This window comes from Mycolicibacter heraklionensis (genome assembly GCF_019645815.1).
Taxonomy (GTDB): domain Bacteria; phylum Actinomycetota; class Actinomycetes; order Mycobacteriales; family Mycobacteriaceae; genus Mycobacterium; species Mycobacterium heraklionense.
Genome location: NZ_CP080997.1, coordinates 342,555 through 357,211, shown reverse-complemented (window position 1 = coordinate 357,211; position 14,657 = coordinate 342,555). Strand labels below are relative to the sequence as shown.

Sequence of the window (14,657 nt, the reverse complement as noted above, 5' to 3'; positions counted from 1 at the left end):
TAGACCTCAGTGTTTCTTGACCACCCACCGCGGTGCGGTCCGCCAGCTACGCCGACCATCGGGGTGCTGCAGGGGTGGGTCCAGCAGCAGCACGGCGCGGCCCTTAAGCAGAACGGGGCGGACCCAGTCGCCCAACTCGATCAGTTCACCGGGTGCCGGTCGGCGGGCGCTGCCGTCACGGACATCATCGATGGGCACACTGGCCAGGAGTTCGTCGACGGTTGCCTCGGCGGGCAGGTTCGCCAGCCCGGGCAATGTGATGAACAGGCCGTCGTCGCCGGAGAGTTGCAGACCGACCGCCGCCAAGGCGCCCAACACCCCGTCGTGGGTGCCGCCGTGCCCGGACACGTGCACACCGAGTTCCTCGCCGAGACGGCGGGCTTGCGTCCGCTGCAACACTTCCCGTTTGGCCCGCCGACCGAACTCCACCAGCGGGCGAATATCGCTTAAATCAGCCGGAATCGCCACCGCCAGACCGGGGTCCGCGGCCGGCGGACAGACGCGTTCCAGGAACCCGGCGACAAAGCCGATGATCTCGTCGCGCACCGCGTGCGGGTCGGCTCCGGGACTGCGCCAGGCCAGGCAGGCACTGGAGTTGTGCGACGTATAGGGAACGCGGTCGTCGACGAGGAGTTGGTGCCGGGTAGCCCCGGCCTCGCTGCCCAGCCCGGCGGCCGCCAACTCGCGTAGCAGCGCCCGGGCGCGCCGGCCGGTACCGGGACTGAACTGGTCGTCGGTGTCGTCGATGCCGATCAGCAGGTCGACGCCGGCAAAGACCGTCACGGGTTGACGACCACTGTGCTGACATCGCGAACCCACCGGTCGCGCTCGAGGTCGGTCCCGGCCAGCTTGAGGGTGTCGCGTTTGGTGAAACTCAGCACGACCCGATCGGTGAGCTCGGCGGCGGTGAGCGTCTGCGCCGGGTCACGTCCTTCGAACCGAACACTGTGGACCGCCGTGGCCCCGGCGGCGTCGAGAACCGTTCGCACCGCAGGGCCTCGCTGCACGGGGCTTCCGTGTGATTGCGGCGTCGCGATCTCGGTCTGCGGCAAGCCGCCCAGCCGGGCCAGGTCGAACTCGTCCAGCACTCGGCCGTCCTGCCGAACGACCAAGCGATATCCCGTCGCCGTGTCGGTATCGGTGTCGCCGCCGCATCCCGCCACTGCGGCGCCGACCACAAGTGCCGCCAGACCCACTCCGAACAGGCACCCAGCAGCTGACCGCATGTGCATGACCGTAAGGAGGTGTCCACACGTATTCAAGCTGCTAGGCGCCGACATAACCCTCAGATGAGGTTGTGCGGCGCGGCCGTCGGGCCTACCTTGAGGCGATGACCGTGATGCCGTGGACCGCGGGGCGACCGACGAGCCTGGTGCTGGCCCGCGAAGTCGTCTTCCCAGCTGCCGCTGCCGTGGTGATCACCCTGTCCTCCGACATGCGGATGCCGCTGGGATTGCCCGGGCATCGCGGCCTGGTGTGGCTGACCCTGTTGGTGGCGGTGGCCCTCACCACCCGCAGGCCGCAGACGGTGCTCGCGGTGGGTGCGGCGTCGACGGCGGCCACCGCGCTGCTGCAGTCCGGCCCAGGCCCCTGGGCCGGGGTTCGCTACCTGGGCGCCGCGCCGTTCCTGTACCTGCTGACAACCATCCCCGCCGTGCGGTGCCGCCGGTGGTTGATCGCGCTTGCCGCGGCTCCGATTCACCTTGTCGCGCTTGCTGTTCCGATTGCAACAGGACTCTTCGGCGGCCATCACGCGGCCGTGGTGGGCATCGGCGACAAAGCGCTCTTCCACCTCGGCTTCGGCCTGGTGGCCGGAATCCTCGGCTGGGTGATCGCCGCCGCGATCGACTGGGCAGTCCCAGAGACTTCCCGCAGCGCTTAGCCGCCGCCGTTACAGCCCGTACCGCTACCCGGTCCGCCCGGGCCGCCGCCACCGGGGTTGGGGACGCATCCGCCACCGCCGCCGCCATGGCTGCCGGGAGTGTTCCCGGTAGTGCCGGCTGCCCCGTTGTTCCCGCTGATGCTGCCCGCTCCGCCTTGGCCACCGACGCCGCCCTGGCCGCCGGGGGTGTCGGGTCCGCGGACCCCGGCGTAGCCGCCGTCGCCGCCATCACCACCGTTGCCGCCGTTCCCGGACATCAGACCGGCGCTGCCACCAGAGCCACCGCGACCACCGTTGCCGCCCGCGGTATTGGTGCCCGAGGTGCCGCCGCCACCACCTCCGCCACCGCCACCGCCACCGCCGCCACCACCGCTCACCGTGGCCCCATTACCGCCCGTGCCGCCGGCACCGCCGTTACCACCGTTGCCGTACCCCAGGGAGGCGCCGTTACCGCCGTCGCCACCGTTGCCGCCGGCGCTCCCGGCCCCGGCGGACACGCCCTGGACGCCCAGCAAGCCGAGGCCGCCGTCGCCGCCATTGCCGCCGTTGCCGAACCAGGAGCCGGCATTGCCGCCCGCACCGCCGTCACCGCCGGGCACCGCGACGCCGGTGGAATCACCACCGGCCCCGCCGTTGCCGCCATTGCCGAACAGGCTGCCGCCGTCGCCGCCGGCACCACCCGCCGCTCCGGCCGCACCCGCACCGCCGTCACCGCCGTCGCCGAACAGCCCGGCCGAACCGCCCGCCCAGCCGACGCCGCCGTTGACGCCGACCTCGCCCGCGGCCCCGTCCCCGCCGTTGCCGAATAGGAAGCCGCCGTCACCGAGGTCGCCGTACATGCCGGAACTGCCGAACAGGGAGGTGTTCGCGTCGGTGAAGTCGTCGAGGCCATTACCGATCAGGTCCCGCCCGAACAGGTACACGAACGGCGCGTTGATCATCTCAGCCATCTGCATGCCGGAGGCACTGCCGAGCCATTCCTGAAGCGAGTCGTTGATCGACTGCCAGAAGTCGAGCGGGCCGGCCTCGGCACTGCCCAGGCCGACGACGCTCAGATCGGCGAAGTCGCCGAAGGTGTCGTTCGCCTGGCCGCCGGCGAACACATCGCCTATCGGGTCGACGATCAGATCCCATAGGTCGGCGTGCGCGGCCGGCGCGAGGCTGATCGGAGCGAGCCCGGCGACCAGCAGAGCTCCGGTCGTCGTGCCGACGCTGATCAGGCGCCTGTTGAGCAGGCGACTCCGGTCCTGACGGTGACTGGCCATCGGGCACCTCCTCGGGTTTCCAACCAGGGGTTTACTCAGCCTCCTCACACTAATCTCTGAATCGGAAAAGCGACATCGATCAGCCGTTATTACCCGTGATTGCGGAATTCAAGCCCGGCTTATGACGCGATTGCGCATTGTCGCCGAGCGCTCGGTCAGCCGATGATGCGGTCAGCCCGGCTGTAGACGTTCATCGAGTCACCGCGAAGAAACCCCACCAAGGTCAGTCCGCAGTCTCCTGCCAAGTCGACGGCCAGCGACGACGGCGCCGAGAGCGCGGCCAAGATGGGAATACCGGCCATCACCGCCTTCTGGGTCAGTTCGAACGACGCCCGCCCACTGACCAGCAGCACCGTCCCGGCCAGCGGTATCCGGCATCGCTCGAGCGCCCAGCCGATCACCTTGTCGACGGCGTTGTGCCGACCGATGTCTTCGCGCACCACCTGTATTGCACCGCCGTCGGTGAAGTCGAACAGCGCCGCGGCATGCAGACCGCCGGTGCTGGCGAAGACGTCCTGCGCGGCGCGCAGCTGGTCGGGCATCGCGGTCAGCGCGGCGGCGGAAACCTGAACCGGGTCGTCGCCCGGGTGATACTGGCTGGCAAGGCGTACCGCGTCCAGTGAGGCCTTACCGCAGATACCGCAGGACGAGGTGGCGTAGAAGTTGCGGGAGATGTCCACCACCGGCGGGGGCACGTTCGGCGCCAGTGTCACATCGAGCACGTTGTAGGTGTTGTCCGTGTCCAGGCTGCCGCAGTAACGCGCGCTCACCACGTCGTCACGCCCGGCGATGATCCCCTCGGAGAGCAAAAAGCCCTGCGCCAGCTCGATATCCGACCCGGGTGTGCGCATCGTGACGGTGAGCGGCGCACCACCCAGCCGGATCTCCAGCGGCTCCTCCACCGCCAGCGTCTCGGGCCGCTGCGTCGCATCCCCTGCGACGAGGCGGCTGACCCGCCGACGCTGCGTTATCCGACTCATCGCTCCATCTTTGCTCGGTCTGTTCGCATTATCAGCCGTCAGTGCGCGGATCCGAAAATGCTAGGACGAAAGCTCTTGGAGTGAAAGGTTATCCGGCGACCCCGCGCCGAGTGATCGGGAGTCGCAACGCGGCCGGTGCGCCCGCCGGCACCACCGGGTTGTTCGGGGCGACCGGCTGGATACGGCGGTAGCCGCGGCCCTGCTCCGGTCGCTGGTCGGCTTGCCCCTTGGTCGGCCACATCGCGGCGGCACGCTCGGCTTGGGCGGTGATCGTCAGCGAGGGGTTCACCCCCAGATTCGCCGAGACCGCCGAACCGTCGACCACGCTGAGAGTGGGATAGCCGTACACGCGGTGATAGGGGTCGATCACCCCGTGGTCGGGGTCCGCGCCGATAGCGCAACCCCCTAAGAAGTGTGCGGTGAGTGGAATGTTGAACAGCTCTCCCCAGGTTCCGGCGGTCACACCGCCGATCTTCTCCGCGATCCTGCGGGTCGCTTCGTTGCCCTCCGGAATCCACGTCGGATTGGGCTGGCCGTGGCCCTGTTTGCTCGACAGGTGCCGGCCGCGCAGTCCGCCCTTGGTGAAGGTGGTGATCGAGTTGTCCAGATGCTGCATCACCAGGGCGATGACGGTGCGCTCGCTCCAGTTCTTCACCGTCATGACGCGCAGCAGCGCGACCGGATTCCTGGCCGCCACACCAAGGAACTTGCACCAGCGCGGCCAGCGGCCGCCGCCGTCGGTCATCAGGGTTTGCAGCAGGCCCATCGCGTTGGAGCCCTTGCCGTAGCGCACCGGTTCGACATGGGTGTCACCCGAAGGATGGAACGAGGAGGTGATGGCCACGCCCCGGGTGAGGTCCAGGGCGGGGTCCACCCGGTATTTCATGGCACCCAGGATCGACTCCGAGTTGGTGCGGGTGAGCACGCCGAGCCGGTCGGACAAACCCGGCAGGGTTCCGGTGTCCTTCATCTTGTGCAGCAGGTTCTGGGTGCCCCACGTGCCGGCGGCCACCACCACGTACTGCGCGGTGTAGGTTCGGCGGTTCTTCCGCAGTACCGCTCCGCTGGCCACCGTGTCGACGTGCCACGCCCCGCCCGGCGCCTGTCGCAGCGACGTCACGGTGGTCAGTGGATGCACTGTGGCACCGGCCCGTTCGGCAAGGCCGAGATAATTCTTCACCAGCGTGTTCTTCGCACCGTAGCGGCAGCCCACCATGCACTCTCCGCACTCCACACAGCCGGTGCGTTCGGGTCCGGCGCCGCCGAAGAACGGGTCGGGGACGGTTTTGCCCGGTTCCCCGAAGAACACGCCGACCGGTGTCTGGATGAACGTGTCGCCGACGCCCATGTCCTCGGCAACCGCTTTGACGATCTCGTCGGCCGGGGTCATGTGCGGGTTGCGGACCACGCCAAGCATGCGCTGACCCTGCTCGTAGTAGGGCGTCAGCTCGTCTTCCCAGTCGGTGATGTGGCGCCACTGCGGGTCGTTGAAGAACGGGGCGGGCGGCTTGTAGAGGGTGTTCGCGTAGTTCAACGACCCACCGCCGACCCCCGCGCCGGCCAGGATCACGCAGTCCCGCAGCAGGTGGATTCGCTGGATACCGAAGCAGCCCAGTTTCGGCGCCCACACGAATTTGCGCAGATCCCAACTGGTTTTGGCGAACTGCTCGTCGGTGAAGCGACGCCCCGCCTCCAGCACGCCGACCCGGTAGCCCTTCTCGGTCAGCCGTAACGCTGTGACGCTGCCGCCGAACCCGGATCCGATCACCAGGACGTCGTAGTCGAATTGCTCGGCCATGGGGTTCCTCCTCATTTGACGCCGGGCATGCGCCGCAGCACTCGTAGTCCGGTGGTCATGAGCCGCGCGTAGCGGCCGGGCTCCAGCCATGACGGCGCACCGACCGGTAGCAGCCGCTCGGTGGCAATGGTCTGCGGTTCGGTGTATTTGAGAATGCCGTGTTCACCGTGTCGACGCCCGAGACCGGAGGCCTTCATGCCGCCCATCGGGGCGTCTACCGACGCCCACGCGGCGGCGTAGGCCTCGTTGACGTTGACGGTGCCGGCCTGTAGCCGGGCGGCGACCCGGCGGCCGCGCTTCGGGTCCGAGGTCCAGACGCTGAAGTTCAGGCCGTAGTCACTGTCGTTGGCGCGCTCGATCGCCTCGTCCTCGTCCTGAACCCGGTATAGCGAAACGACCGGGCCGAACGTCTCCTCGGCGAACGCGGCCATGGATTCGTTGACCCCGGACAGGAGGGTGGGCTCGTAGAAATAGGGCCCGATGTCCGGGCGCGGCCGGCCGCCGGCCAGCACGTTGGCGCCCTTGCTGACCGCGTCGTCGACGTGACCGGCGACGGTCTTGAGCTGCTTCTCCGAGATCAGTGATCCCATATCCGCCGAATAGTCCAGGGCAGCAGAGAGTTTCATTGACTTGGCAGCGTCGGCGAAGCGCGTGGTGAACATGTCCCACAGCCTGGCCGGCACATAGATGCGTTCGACCGAGATGCACAGTTGCCCGGTGTTGGAGAATGCCGCCCGCAGGGCGCCCGACACCGCCTTGTCGACGTCGGCGTCGTCGAGCACCAGCAGCGCGTTCTTGCCGCCGAGCTCCATCGAGCAGTCGATCAGCCGCTCACCGGCCTGCCCGGCGACGGTGCGCCCGACAGCCGTGGAGCCGGTGAACATCAGATAGTCCGACGCTTCGATGATCGGCGCACCCAGCTCGGCACCGAAACCGGTCAGGACCTGCACCAACCCGGTTGGCATACCGGCCTCTTCGAGCAAGGACACCGCCCATAACGCCGAAAAAGGCGTCTGCTGATCGGGTTTCGTGAGCACGGCGTTGCCGGCGACGATGGCGGGAAGGGCGTCACTGATACCCAGAGTCAGCGGGTAGTTCCACGGCGAGATGATGCCGACCAGGCCCTTGGGGTGATGTAGTTCGGTGACATGGGTGAGTGCCAACTGCACACCCTGCCGGCGCTTGGGACGCAGGTAGTCCGCGGCGGTGTTTGCGTAATAGCGGGCCGTCAGACAGACGTCGAGGATCTCTTCGAACGCGTGCCGGCGCGCTTTGCCGTTCTCGAGCTGGATCAGGTCGAGAACCTCGTCCTGACGGTTGAGCACCAGGTCGTGGAAGCGCATCAACACCGCCGCCCGGTCGCGGATCGGACGCGCGGCCCACGCCGTCTGCACCGCGCGAGCGCGTAGCGCCGCGGCGGCCACATCGGCAGCGCCGCATCGTGGCACCCGTCCCAACGGTTCGCCGGTCATCGCGTTGGTGACCTCGACCTCGGAGCTCGGGTCAGCGGCCGCCACCCTGCCGGAGAGTTCGTCGGTGAGGGTCATGGCATCCAACTCAGAACGAAACGACCGGACTCCTCGTCCACCATCTCCATGGCGATCCGACGCGCGCGTACCGCAGCTCGGTCGGCCTTCACGTTGATGTCGCGCCTGGGTTCGCCGCGTTCACGCAGGCGCGTCTGAATCGTCTCCAACACAACCGAATCCCGCATGGCCCAGTCATGGAACATACTGCGCAGAAACTCGGCGACCCGCTGGTCGTCGGGAGCGAAGTTGCGGGCCATCTGCAGGAAAACGTGGGTCGTCTCCGGGGATTCGGGCGTAAAGCCCTGGATCCGCAGCAGCCGGTGGGTGGTCCCGGCCTCGGGATCGATCACGTAGTGCTGAACGTGCAGCCCCGGCGAGACGAAAGTTCCTTCCTCGCGTCGGCTTCCCCTGGTGTCGATGGGAAGGCCGGTGATCTCGGCTTCCCACGGGGCCAGCCGGCTGGGCGGCGTGGTCCGGGAATAGGACACCGACCGTTCGGAGACCTCGACCTCGTCGAGTTGCGGCAAGACCTCGATATCGGGCGGAACGACTTCGGGGTGCATCACGAACACGTCGGTCAGGTCGAGGTAGTGCTCGTGCAGCAGAAGGTAGTTCGCGTTGACACGCAGCACCTCGGTGGTGCCGGCCCATCCCGAACCGTCGGCGTACCACGGCACCCGGGGCAGCGGCCGCAGCGCGGCAACACCGGGATCGCCGAGCCAGATCCAGACGAACGGCGCCTGCTCCGCAACCGGGTAGGTGCGTACCGCGGCGCCGGGCGGCACGTTCTCCTGTGACGGCACGTCGAGCAGGCAGCCGTCGGGGCCGAAGGCGAAGCCGTGATAGCCGCAGACCACCCGGTCACCGTCGCGCCGGCCGGCCGACAGCGGGTAGGCCCGGTGGAGGCAGCGGTCCTCCATTGCGACCACTTCGCCGGATCTACGGCGATACAGCAGAACCTGCTTGTCGAGCAGTTTGCGGGTCAGCAGCCCTTGGCCGACCTCGTCGCTGGTCGCGGCGACGTACCAACAGTTGTACGGATAGTTGGGCCTCATAAGTCCAATACCAGCCTCTCGGACAGCGACCGTGAAACGCAGATCATGATCGTTTGGTTTGCAGCCTTCTCGGCGTCGTTGAGCACGGAGTCGCGATGGTCGCCCGCGCCCTCGACGATGTCGCATTCGCACGTTCCGCACACGCCCTCCATGCACGATCCGAGTACGTCGACACCGGCTTCCTCACACACTTCGTAGATCGATTTGTCTTGTGGCACGGTCAAAGTCATGCCGGACCGCTGACATTCCACGTCGAAGGCGGCCAGTGCAGCGGGTTCGTCCAGCGCTTTGGCCGAGAAGCGTTCCACATGCAGGCTGCCGTCGGGCCACGCCGTGCACGCATCCTCGACCGCGCTCAGCAGCCCCTCCGGTCCGCAGCAGTACACCAGTGTGTTCTCGGACGGTTGGGCGAGAACGGATTCGAGGCTCGCGCGGAAGTTCGGGCCGTCATCTTCCCGCGGGCAGAAGACCACCCGTTCCCCGTAACGCTCGAGGTCGGCGACGAAGGCCATCGACGATCGCGTCCTGCCGCCGTAGAGCAGCTGCCATTCGGAGCCGGCGGCGTCGGCCGCGGCGATCATCGGCAGCATCGGGGTGACACCGATACCGCCCGCGATGAATTGGTAACGCGCCGAGCCGACCAACGGAAAGTGGTTGCGGGGCCCACGGACCCGTACAGTGGCTCCCTCATGGAGCTTGTCGTGGACGAACTGGGATCCGCCGCGACTGTTCGGGTCCAGCAGTACCCCCACCCGCCACTGGGCGCGGTCGGCGGTGTCACCGCACAGTGAGTACTGCCGCACCAGCGACGGCGTCATGATGAGGTCGATGTGCGCCCCGGGTGCCCAGTCGGGCAGGTCGGCGCCGGTCGGGTCGACGAGGGTGATCGTCACCACCCCGTCGGCCGAGGTCTCTCGGCGACGTACCTCCAGGTCGGCTTCGACCTCACGGTAGGCGGGTCGGCCACGGGCGGTCTCGGGGGCAGTCACGATGTTCTCCGGACCGGGATCGACTTGAACTGGTTGAGGAACAACGCCCGCACCCGGGTCGGCTCCCCGTCCAGCTTGAGATCCGGAAAACGTTCCAGGGTCCGCTGAATCCACAGCTTCAGCTCCAAGCGGGCCAGGTTGGCGCCCAGGCAGAAATGCCGGCCGCGACCGCCGAAAGCCTGGTGCTTTTCGCCGAGACCCTCGCGGTTGATGTCGAAGGTGTGCGGATCCGGGAAAGCCGTCTCGTCGCGGTTGGACGCCAGGTACCACAGCAAAAGCCGATCGTTCTCCTTGATCGTCTTGCCGTGCAGTTCAGTGTCGCAGGTCGCCGCGCGGCCCATGAAGGAGAACGCCGGGTAGCACCGCAGCCCTTCCTCCACGGCACTCGGAATCAGCTCCGGGCGCTCGGCGAGCAGGGTCCGCAGTTCTGGATCGCCCAGCAGGTGCAGCATCGTCGCGCTGTAAGTGGCCCGGGTCGAGTCATTGGCCGCCGACATCAGCAGGATGAAGAACGTGCCGAGCTCGATCTCGTTGAGCCGCTCGCCGTCGACCTCCGCGTTCATCAAGGCCGTGATCAGGTCGTCGCGCGGGGATTTGCGACGCTCTTCGATCCGCGCCATGACGTAGCCGATGATCTCCTGCAGCACCGCCTCGGTATCGGACCACTGCTCACGGATGACCGGGTCCTCGAATGCCGTGAAGACGTTCGTCCAGTGCACCAGCTTCTCGTCGTCCTCCGGCGGTGTGCCGAGCAGTGAGCCGGCCACCCGGGCCGGAACGGCGCGTGCGACATCGGCGACGAGGTCGAATTGCTCTTTGTCGGCAACCCGGTCGAAGACGTGGTCGATGATCTCCGTGATGTGGTCCTGGTGCTCTGCCACGCGTTGCGGGGTGAATGCCTTGATGGCCAATGCTTTCAGCCGGTCGTGGCGCGGTGGGTCGATCGAGATCATCTGGGACTGCTGCACGGCCAGCGGCACCCCGATGTCGTCGAGCAGGAAGATGCCGCGCCGTTCGGAGGAGAACGTCTTGTGGTCGCGACTGACGGCCCGGACATCGTCATAGCGGGTGATCGACCAGAAGCCGCCTTCGTCCGGCGCGTTGCGCTGCGGGCTGAAGTGCGCCGGCGCCTCGCGTTGCATCCGGGCGAACAACTCCCACGGTGGACCGTCATCCCAGTGCGCAGAGTCCGCCAGGTCGACGCTGTCGAGGTCGAGCTGATCGACGGTTGTCATGATTGCTCCTTTCGTGAAACTGCTTGCATCACAATTGGTTCCATTGGGTTTCCACGGGAACGGTGATGTCGCGTTTGAGGATCTTCCCGGTCGGGCCCTTGGGCAGTTCGTCGACCAACCAGACCTTTCGCGGGTACTTGTAGGCGGCGACACGGTCTTTGACGAAGTCGCGCAGTGCCGCGGCGTCGACCTCGACTCCGGGCTTCAGCGCAACGGCGGCACCGACCTCCTCGCCGAGCAGCTCGTCGGGGACACCGACCACGGCTGCCTCGCGCACGGCGGGGTGTTCGTAGAGCACTTCCTCGACTTCGCGTGGGTACACGTTGTAGCCGCCGCGGATGATCATGTCTTTGGAGCGGTCGACGATGAAGAAGTAGCCGTCGTCGTCCATTCGGGCCAGGTCTCCGGTGTGAAACCAGCCGTCGGCATCGATCGCCGCGGCGGTGGCATCCGGCCGTTTCCAGTAGCCCTTCATCACGTTGTGACCGCGAATGGCGATCTCGCCGACGCCGTCCGCGCTCGGCTCGACCAGTTTCATCTCCACTCCGGTGACGGGTGTGCCGATCGACCCGGGTTTGCGTTCACGGTCGGGATGGTTGAACGAGGCCACCGGCGAGGTCTCGCTGAGTCCGTAGCCCTCGAGCACCATGGCGCCGAAGGTGTCTTCGAAGCCGCGCATCACCTCTGCGGGCATCGCGGCACCGCCGGAGACGCACAGCCGCAGCGATCCCGTCTCGGGCCGCCGGCTGCTGTGCAGCATCGCGGTGAACATCGTTGGGACGCCCTGAAATACCGTGACCCGGTCGCGTTCGATGATCTCGAGTGCCCGCTCGGGCGTGAAGCGGGGAATCAGGGTCAGACAGCTGCCGGCGGCCACCGCGGCGTTCAGCCCGGCCGTCTGACCGAACGCATGAAACAGCGGCAAGGCGCCCAGAATCACATCGTCGGCGCCCAGACCCACCATCTCGACCACGGCGGCGACGTTGCGCCGGAGGTTGGCGTGGGTCAGTTCGGCGCCCTTGGGCGTGCCGGTGGTGCCCGAGGTGTAGAGGATCACCGCGGTCTCGTCATCGTCGCGCGCCACGGGTTCGGCGACGGGATCGACCGTGCAGATCAGCTCCTCGAATTGCCCCGGGGTGACCACGATGCAGTCGGCTCCGGCGGAGGCCGCACCCGCTTGGGCGGCCGGCGCGAACTCGTGCCAGGCGATCACCGCTTTGGCCTGCGAATCCGACAGGTAGAAGCCGGTCTCGCGTTCCTTCAACAAGACGTTCATCGGCACCACCACCCCACCGGCCCGCAGCACGGCGTAATAGGCGATGGCGAAGTAGGGAACGTTCGGCAACATCACTCCGACCCGGTCGCCCGGACGCAGCCCGCGCGCGACCAGCAGTCCGGCCAGGCAGGCGCTGGCCGCGTTCAACCCGGTGTAGGGGACTTCCACCTCGTCGAGGCGCAGCGCCACGCTGTCGGGTTGACGGTGGGCGGCGTCGATCAGATTGACGGCCAGGTTGATCACGGCGCATCACCCCAGGACCGGGAAGCTACGACGTTTGGCCAGGCGATCCATCCCCGCCTGGATGGCGCCCTGCACCTGGTCGTAGATCGAGTCGACGTAGGCGGAGTCGTCGACGCGGTCGGGATCGGTGTCGACGTGGATGGGGTCGAGGAACTCGGTGCGAATCTTTGCGGGCAGCGGCAGATGTGCGGGCAGGATCTCGACGGCGAGTGGGAAGGGGAACCCCGCGATGATGGGCATCGTGGCGCCGCGCAGCCGCTTGCCGAGGCCGGTCCAGCGGGCGAGGAATCGCCCCTCCGACAGCACGAAGACGGTGTCGTGTCCGCCCACCGTCGCGACCGGGACGATCGGGACGCCGGAGCGGATGGCTTGGCGGACGAAGCCCTTGCGGCCGGCCAGCAGCGCCTGGTCCCGGTGGCGCCAGTTGCGCATCGCGTCCTGCTCGCCTCCGGGCCACACCACCACGTCGTGGCCGGCGGCCAGGGCGGCGGTCACCCCGCTGCGCGACGCCGGGATCACACCGACCGCCTTGAAGTAGTCACCGAGCACCGGGGCGGCCATCAGGAGGTCGTGCGCGGTGCCGTGCAGGATCCGGCGGCCTTCGAAATGCCGATGCCAGGCATGCACCAGAGTCCAGGCGTCCATCGTCAGGGATCCACCGGAGTGGATGCCGATCAGCAACGAGGGTTCGTCGGGAATGCGGTGCCAGCCGTCGATCTCCAGCCGGAAGTAGTGGTCGCACAGGAAGTTGAAGACGGGGTTCTGCACGTAGCGCATGAATCGCTCGTTGGGACCGTCCGACGTGGTCGCAGCGGCAAGGCGCTGCGCGACAAGTTGCTGCAGCCGGCCCCGCGGCTCCGCGCCCTTGCCGGCCTTGGTGCCCTTGCCGGGTGTCGTCGTTGTGGTCTTTGTGGTCGTTGTCATCCTGGTTTCCTCAATCACTCGCTGGCATACGGTTAAGCGTCTGTCGGATCTGCGCGGTGGGCTACGGAGTCACCTCCGATATCGGGCGCTTCGGCTTGGGGGTTACGACGACTGCATTCGTCTAGCTGGAGCGCCCACCAGACCCCGAACAGCACTTCGGCGTCCCGCAGGCTGGACCCGGTCAGTTCCTCGAACCGGGCCAGGCGGTAGCGCACCGTGTTCTGGTGGACGAACAGCCGGGTCGCGGTGCGCTCCACGTGCATGCCACTGGTCAGAAATGCCCGCAACGTCGCGATCAGCTCACGAGCCGAACCCCCGTCGGCGAGCGGGTCGAGGTAGCGCCTCCGCAGCGCGTCACCGACGTCGGCGTCCGCCGCCACCGCAGCGCGCAGGCCGATCGCGTCGATGTCGTAACAGCCGCGGAGGCCGCAGGCCTGGATCGCGGTCAGGGCCCGGGTCGCCAACCGATAGGACGCGGCCAGGCGCCCCACGGGCTTCGGCGGGCCCACACCGACCACGGCAGCGAGATCACGTGGCGGCGGCTCCCGCAAGAAGCCCACCACGCATCCGTCGGCGACGGCACTGAGCCCGGGTCGGTCGGCGCCATGAAAACCCAACAGCCACTCGAGCTTGCGCTGCGGCGACTCCTCACTCAGCAACGCACGGACCGCGACGAACTCCCCGTCCGGATCCAGTCGGTACGCCCGCGCCTGAATGGCGAGTTCGTCAGCGGGGATGGTCCCGGACAACGCACCGCGAACGAACCGGGCGCGTTGTTCCTCTTCGGCGAAACCCAGGGCAAGCTCTGCGCTGCGATGCGCCCCGACGGCGGCGGCCATCGCAACGTCGGACCACCCGAGGGCCGACTGCACGAACTCCAGCACTGCGGCGTCCTCGATGCCCAGTCGCGCACTCACTCCCCGGGAGTACCCCACAATGACCTCGATACCGACGTGCCATGCGCGCAGCATTTCGTCGACGGGGACCCCCTGTTGCGCGCGCGTTTCACCGATGGCGGCCAGCTCGGCGAGTTCGTAGTCACCGCCGACTGCACCATTGCTTCGAGCGGACGCCAAGACCCGTCTCAGGACCCGTTCCAGCTGGAACCCGATCTCTTCCTCAAGCGTCCCGCTGTTCAAAACGCGGTAGGTGGGTATCTGCGCCTCAATCGCCTCCCGGACGCTCCCGGCGATCTCAGACAGCTGGCCGAGCAGCGCGTCGACGAGCAGCTCTCGACCTTCCGCGACGGCCACACCGGGCGGGACGGGAGATCCTGCCGCGACGCGATACATCACGCGGCGCTTTCTGCCCGCACCATCGCGATGGCGGCAACGAACATGTTCTTTCTCATTTCCAGAGTGGTGTTCAATCAATTTCACGAATCGGCTCCGGCCCCCGAATTCGCATCAGCGAATTGCGCCTCGCCCATCTGCCCCAAAAAGTACGCAGCCCAACTCGACTGGACGACGTCGTCAACAGAC

General features: G+C 67.4%; 13 protein-coding genes. 1 reads left to right on the top strand and 12 read right to left on the bottom strand.

The features are described 5' to 3' along the window. Nucleotides 1-6: 6 nt before the first annotated feature. Nucleotides 7-783 carry a hypothetical protein gene (locus K3U94_RS01655; protein ID WP_220695373.1) on the bottom strand — a complete coding sequence of 259 codons (777 nt, stop codon included), beginning with the start codon at nucleotides 781-783 and terminating at the stop codon, nucleotides 7-9. Beyond that, a complete protein-coding gene (locus tag K3U94_RS01650; RefSeq protein ID WP_047321619.1) occupies nucleotides 780-1,226 on the bottom strand; it encodes a hypothetical protein in 447 nt (148 codons plus the stop codon). The genes K3U94_RS01655 and K3U94_RS01650 overlap by 4 nt, the downstream gene beginning before the upstream one ends. 104 nt (nucleotides 1,227-1,330) lie before the next feature. On the opposite strand from K3U94_RS01650, the gene K3U94_RS01645 reads away from it, so the two are divergent. Further along, nucleotides 1,331-1,882 carry a hypothetical protein gene (locus K3U94_RS01645; RefSeq protein ID WP_220695372.1) on the top strand — a complete coding sequence of 184 codons (552 nt, stop codon included), beginning with the start codon at nucleotides 1,331-1,333 and terminating at the stop codon, nucleotides 1,880-1,882. Here the strand turns inward: K3U94_RS01645 and K3U94_RS24005 are convergent. From K3U94_RS24005 to K3U94_RS24000, 10 genes are all read right to left on the bottom strand, one after another. Next, nucleotides 1,879-3,147, bottom strand: a complete 1,269-nt coding sequence (locus K3U94_RS24005) for a PE family protein (RefSeq protein ID WP_220695371.1) — start codon at nucleotides 3,145-3,147, stop codon at nucleotides 1,879-1,881. The genes K3U94_RS01645 and K3U94_RS24005 overlap by 4 nt on opposite strands. Before the next feature lie 155 nt (nucleotides 3,148-3,302). After that, nucleotides 3,303-4,127, bottom strand: coding sequence for a formate dehydrogenase accessory sulfurtransferase FdhD (gene fdhD / locus K3U94_RS01635; RefSeq protein WP_047320416.1), 825 nt, complete (start codon nucleotides 4,125-4,127; stop codon nucleotides 3,303-3,305). 88 nt (nucleotides 4,128-4,215) lie between these two features. Then, nucleotides 4,216-5,925: a GMC oxidoreductase gene (locus K3U94_RS01630; RefSeq protein ID WP_220695370.1), complete on the bottom strand. Its 1,710-nt coding sequence runs from the start codon at nucleotides 5,923-5,925 to the stop codon at nucleotides 4,216-4,218. Nucleotides 5,926-5,936: 11 nt separating this feature from the next. Beyond that, a complete protein-coding gene (locus K3U94_RS01625; protein ID WP_220695369.1) occupies nucleotides 5,937-7,472 on the bottom strand; it encodes a succinic semialdehyde dehydrogenase in 1,536 nt (511 codons plus the stop codon). After that, nucleotides 7,469-8,509, bottom strand: a complete 1,041-nt coding sequence (locus K3U94_RS01620) for a Rieske 2Fe-2S domain-containing protein (RefSeq protein ID WP_220695368.1) — start codon at nucleotides 8,507-8,509, stop codon at nucleotides 7,469-7,471. Before K3U94_RS01620 ends, K3U94_RS01625 begins: the two co-directional genes overlap by 4 nt. Continuing rightward, nucleotides 8,506-9,498: a PDR/VanB family oxidoreductase gene (locus K3U94_RS01615; protein WP_220695367.1), complete on the bottom strand. Its 993-nt coding sequence runs from the start codon at nucleotides 9,496-9,498 to the stop codon at nucleotides 8,506-8,508. The genes K3U94_RS01620 and K3U94_RS01615 overlap by 4 nt, the downstream gene beginning before the upstream one ends. Then, nucleotides 9,495-10,733, bottom strand: a complete 1,239-nt coding sequence (locus K3U94_RS01610) for a cytochrome P450 (RefSeq protein WP_220695366.1) — start codon at nucleotides 10,731-10,733, stop codon at nucleotides 9,495-9,497. Before K3U94_RS01610 ends, K3U94_RS01615 begins: the two co-directional genes overlap by 4 nt. A 28-nt stretch (nucleotides 10,734-10,761) precedes the next feature. Beyond that, entirely contained in the window at nucleotides 10,762-12,252 is a 1,491-nt protein-coding gene (locus K3U94_RS01605; protein WP_220695365.1) for a long-chain-fatty-acid--CoA ligase, read from the bottom strand. A gap of 6 nt (nucleotides 12,253-12,258) precedes the next feature. Continuing rightward, nucleotides 12,259-13,176, bottom strand: coding sequence for a lysophospholipid acyltransferase family protein (locus K3U94_RS01600; protein ID WP_220695364.1), 918 nt, complete (start codon nucleotides 13,174-13,176; stop codon nucleotides 12,259-12,261). 32 nt (nucleotides 13,177-13,208) lie between these two features. Beyond that, nucleotides 13,209-14,429, bottom strand: coding sequence for a PucR family transcriptional regulator (locus tag K3U94_RS24000; RefSeq protein WP_275564539.1), 1,221 nt, complete (start codon nucleotides 14,427-14,429; stop codon nucleotides 13,209-13,211). Nucleotides 14,430-14,657: the final 228 nt, after the last annotated feature.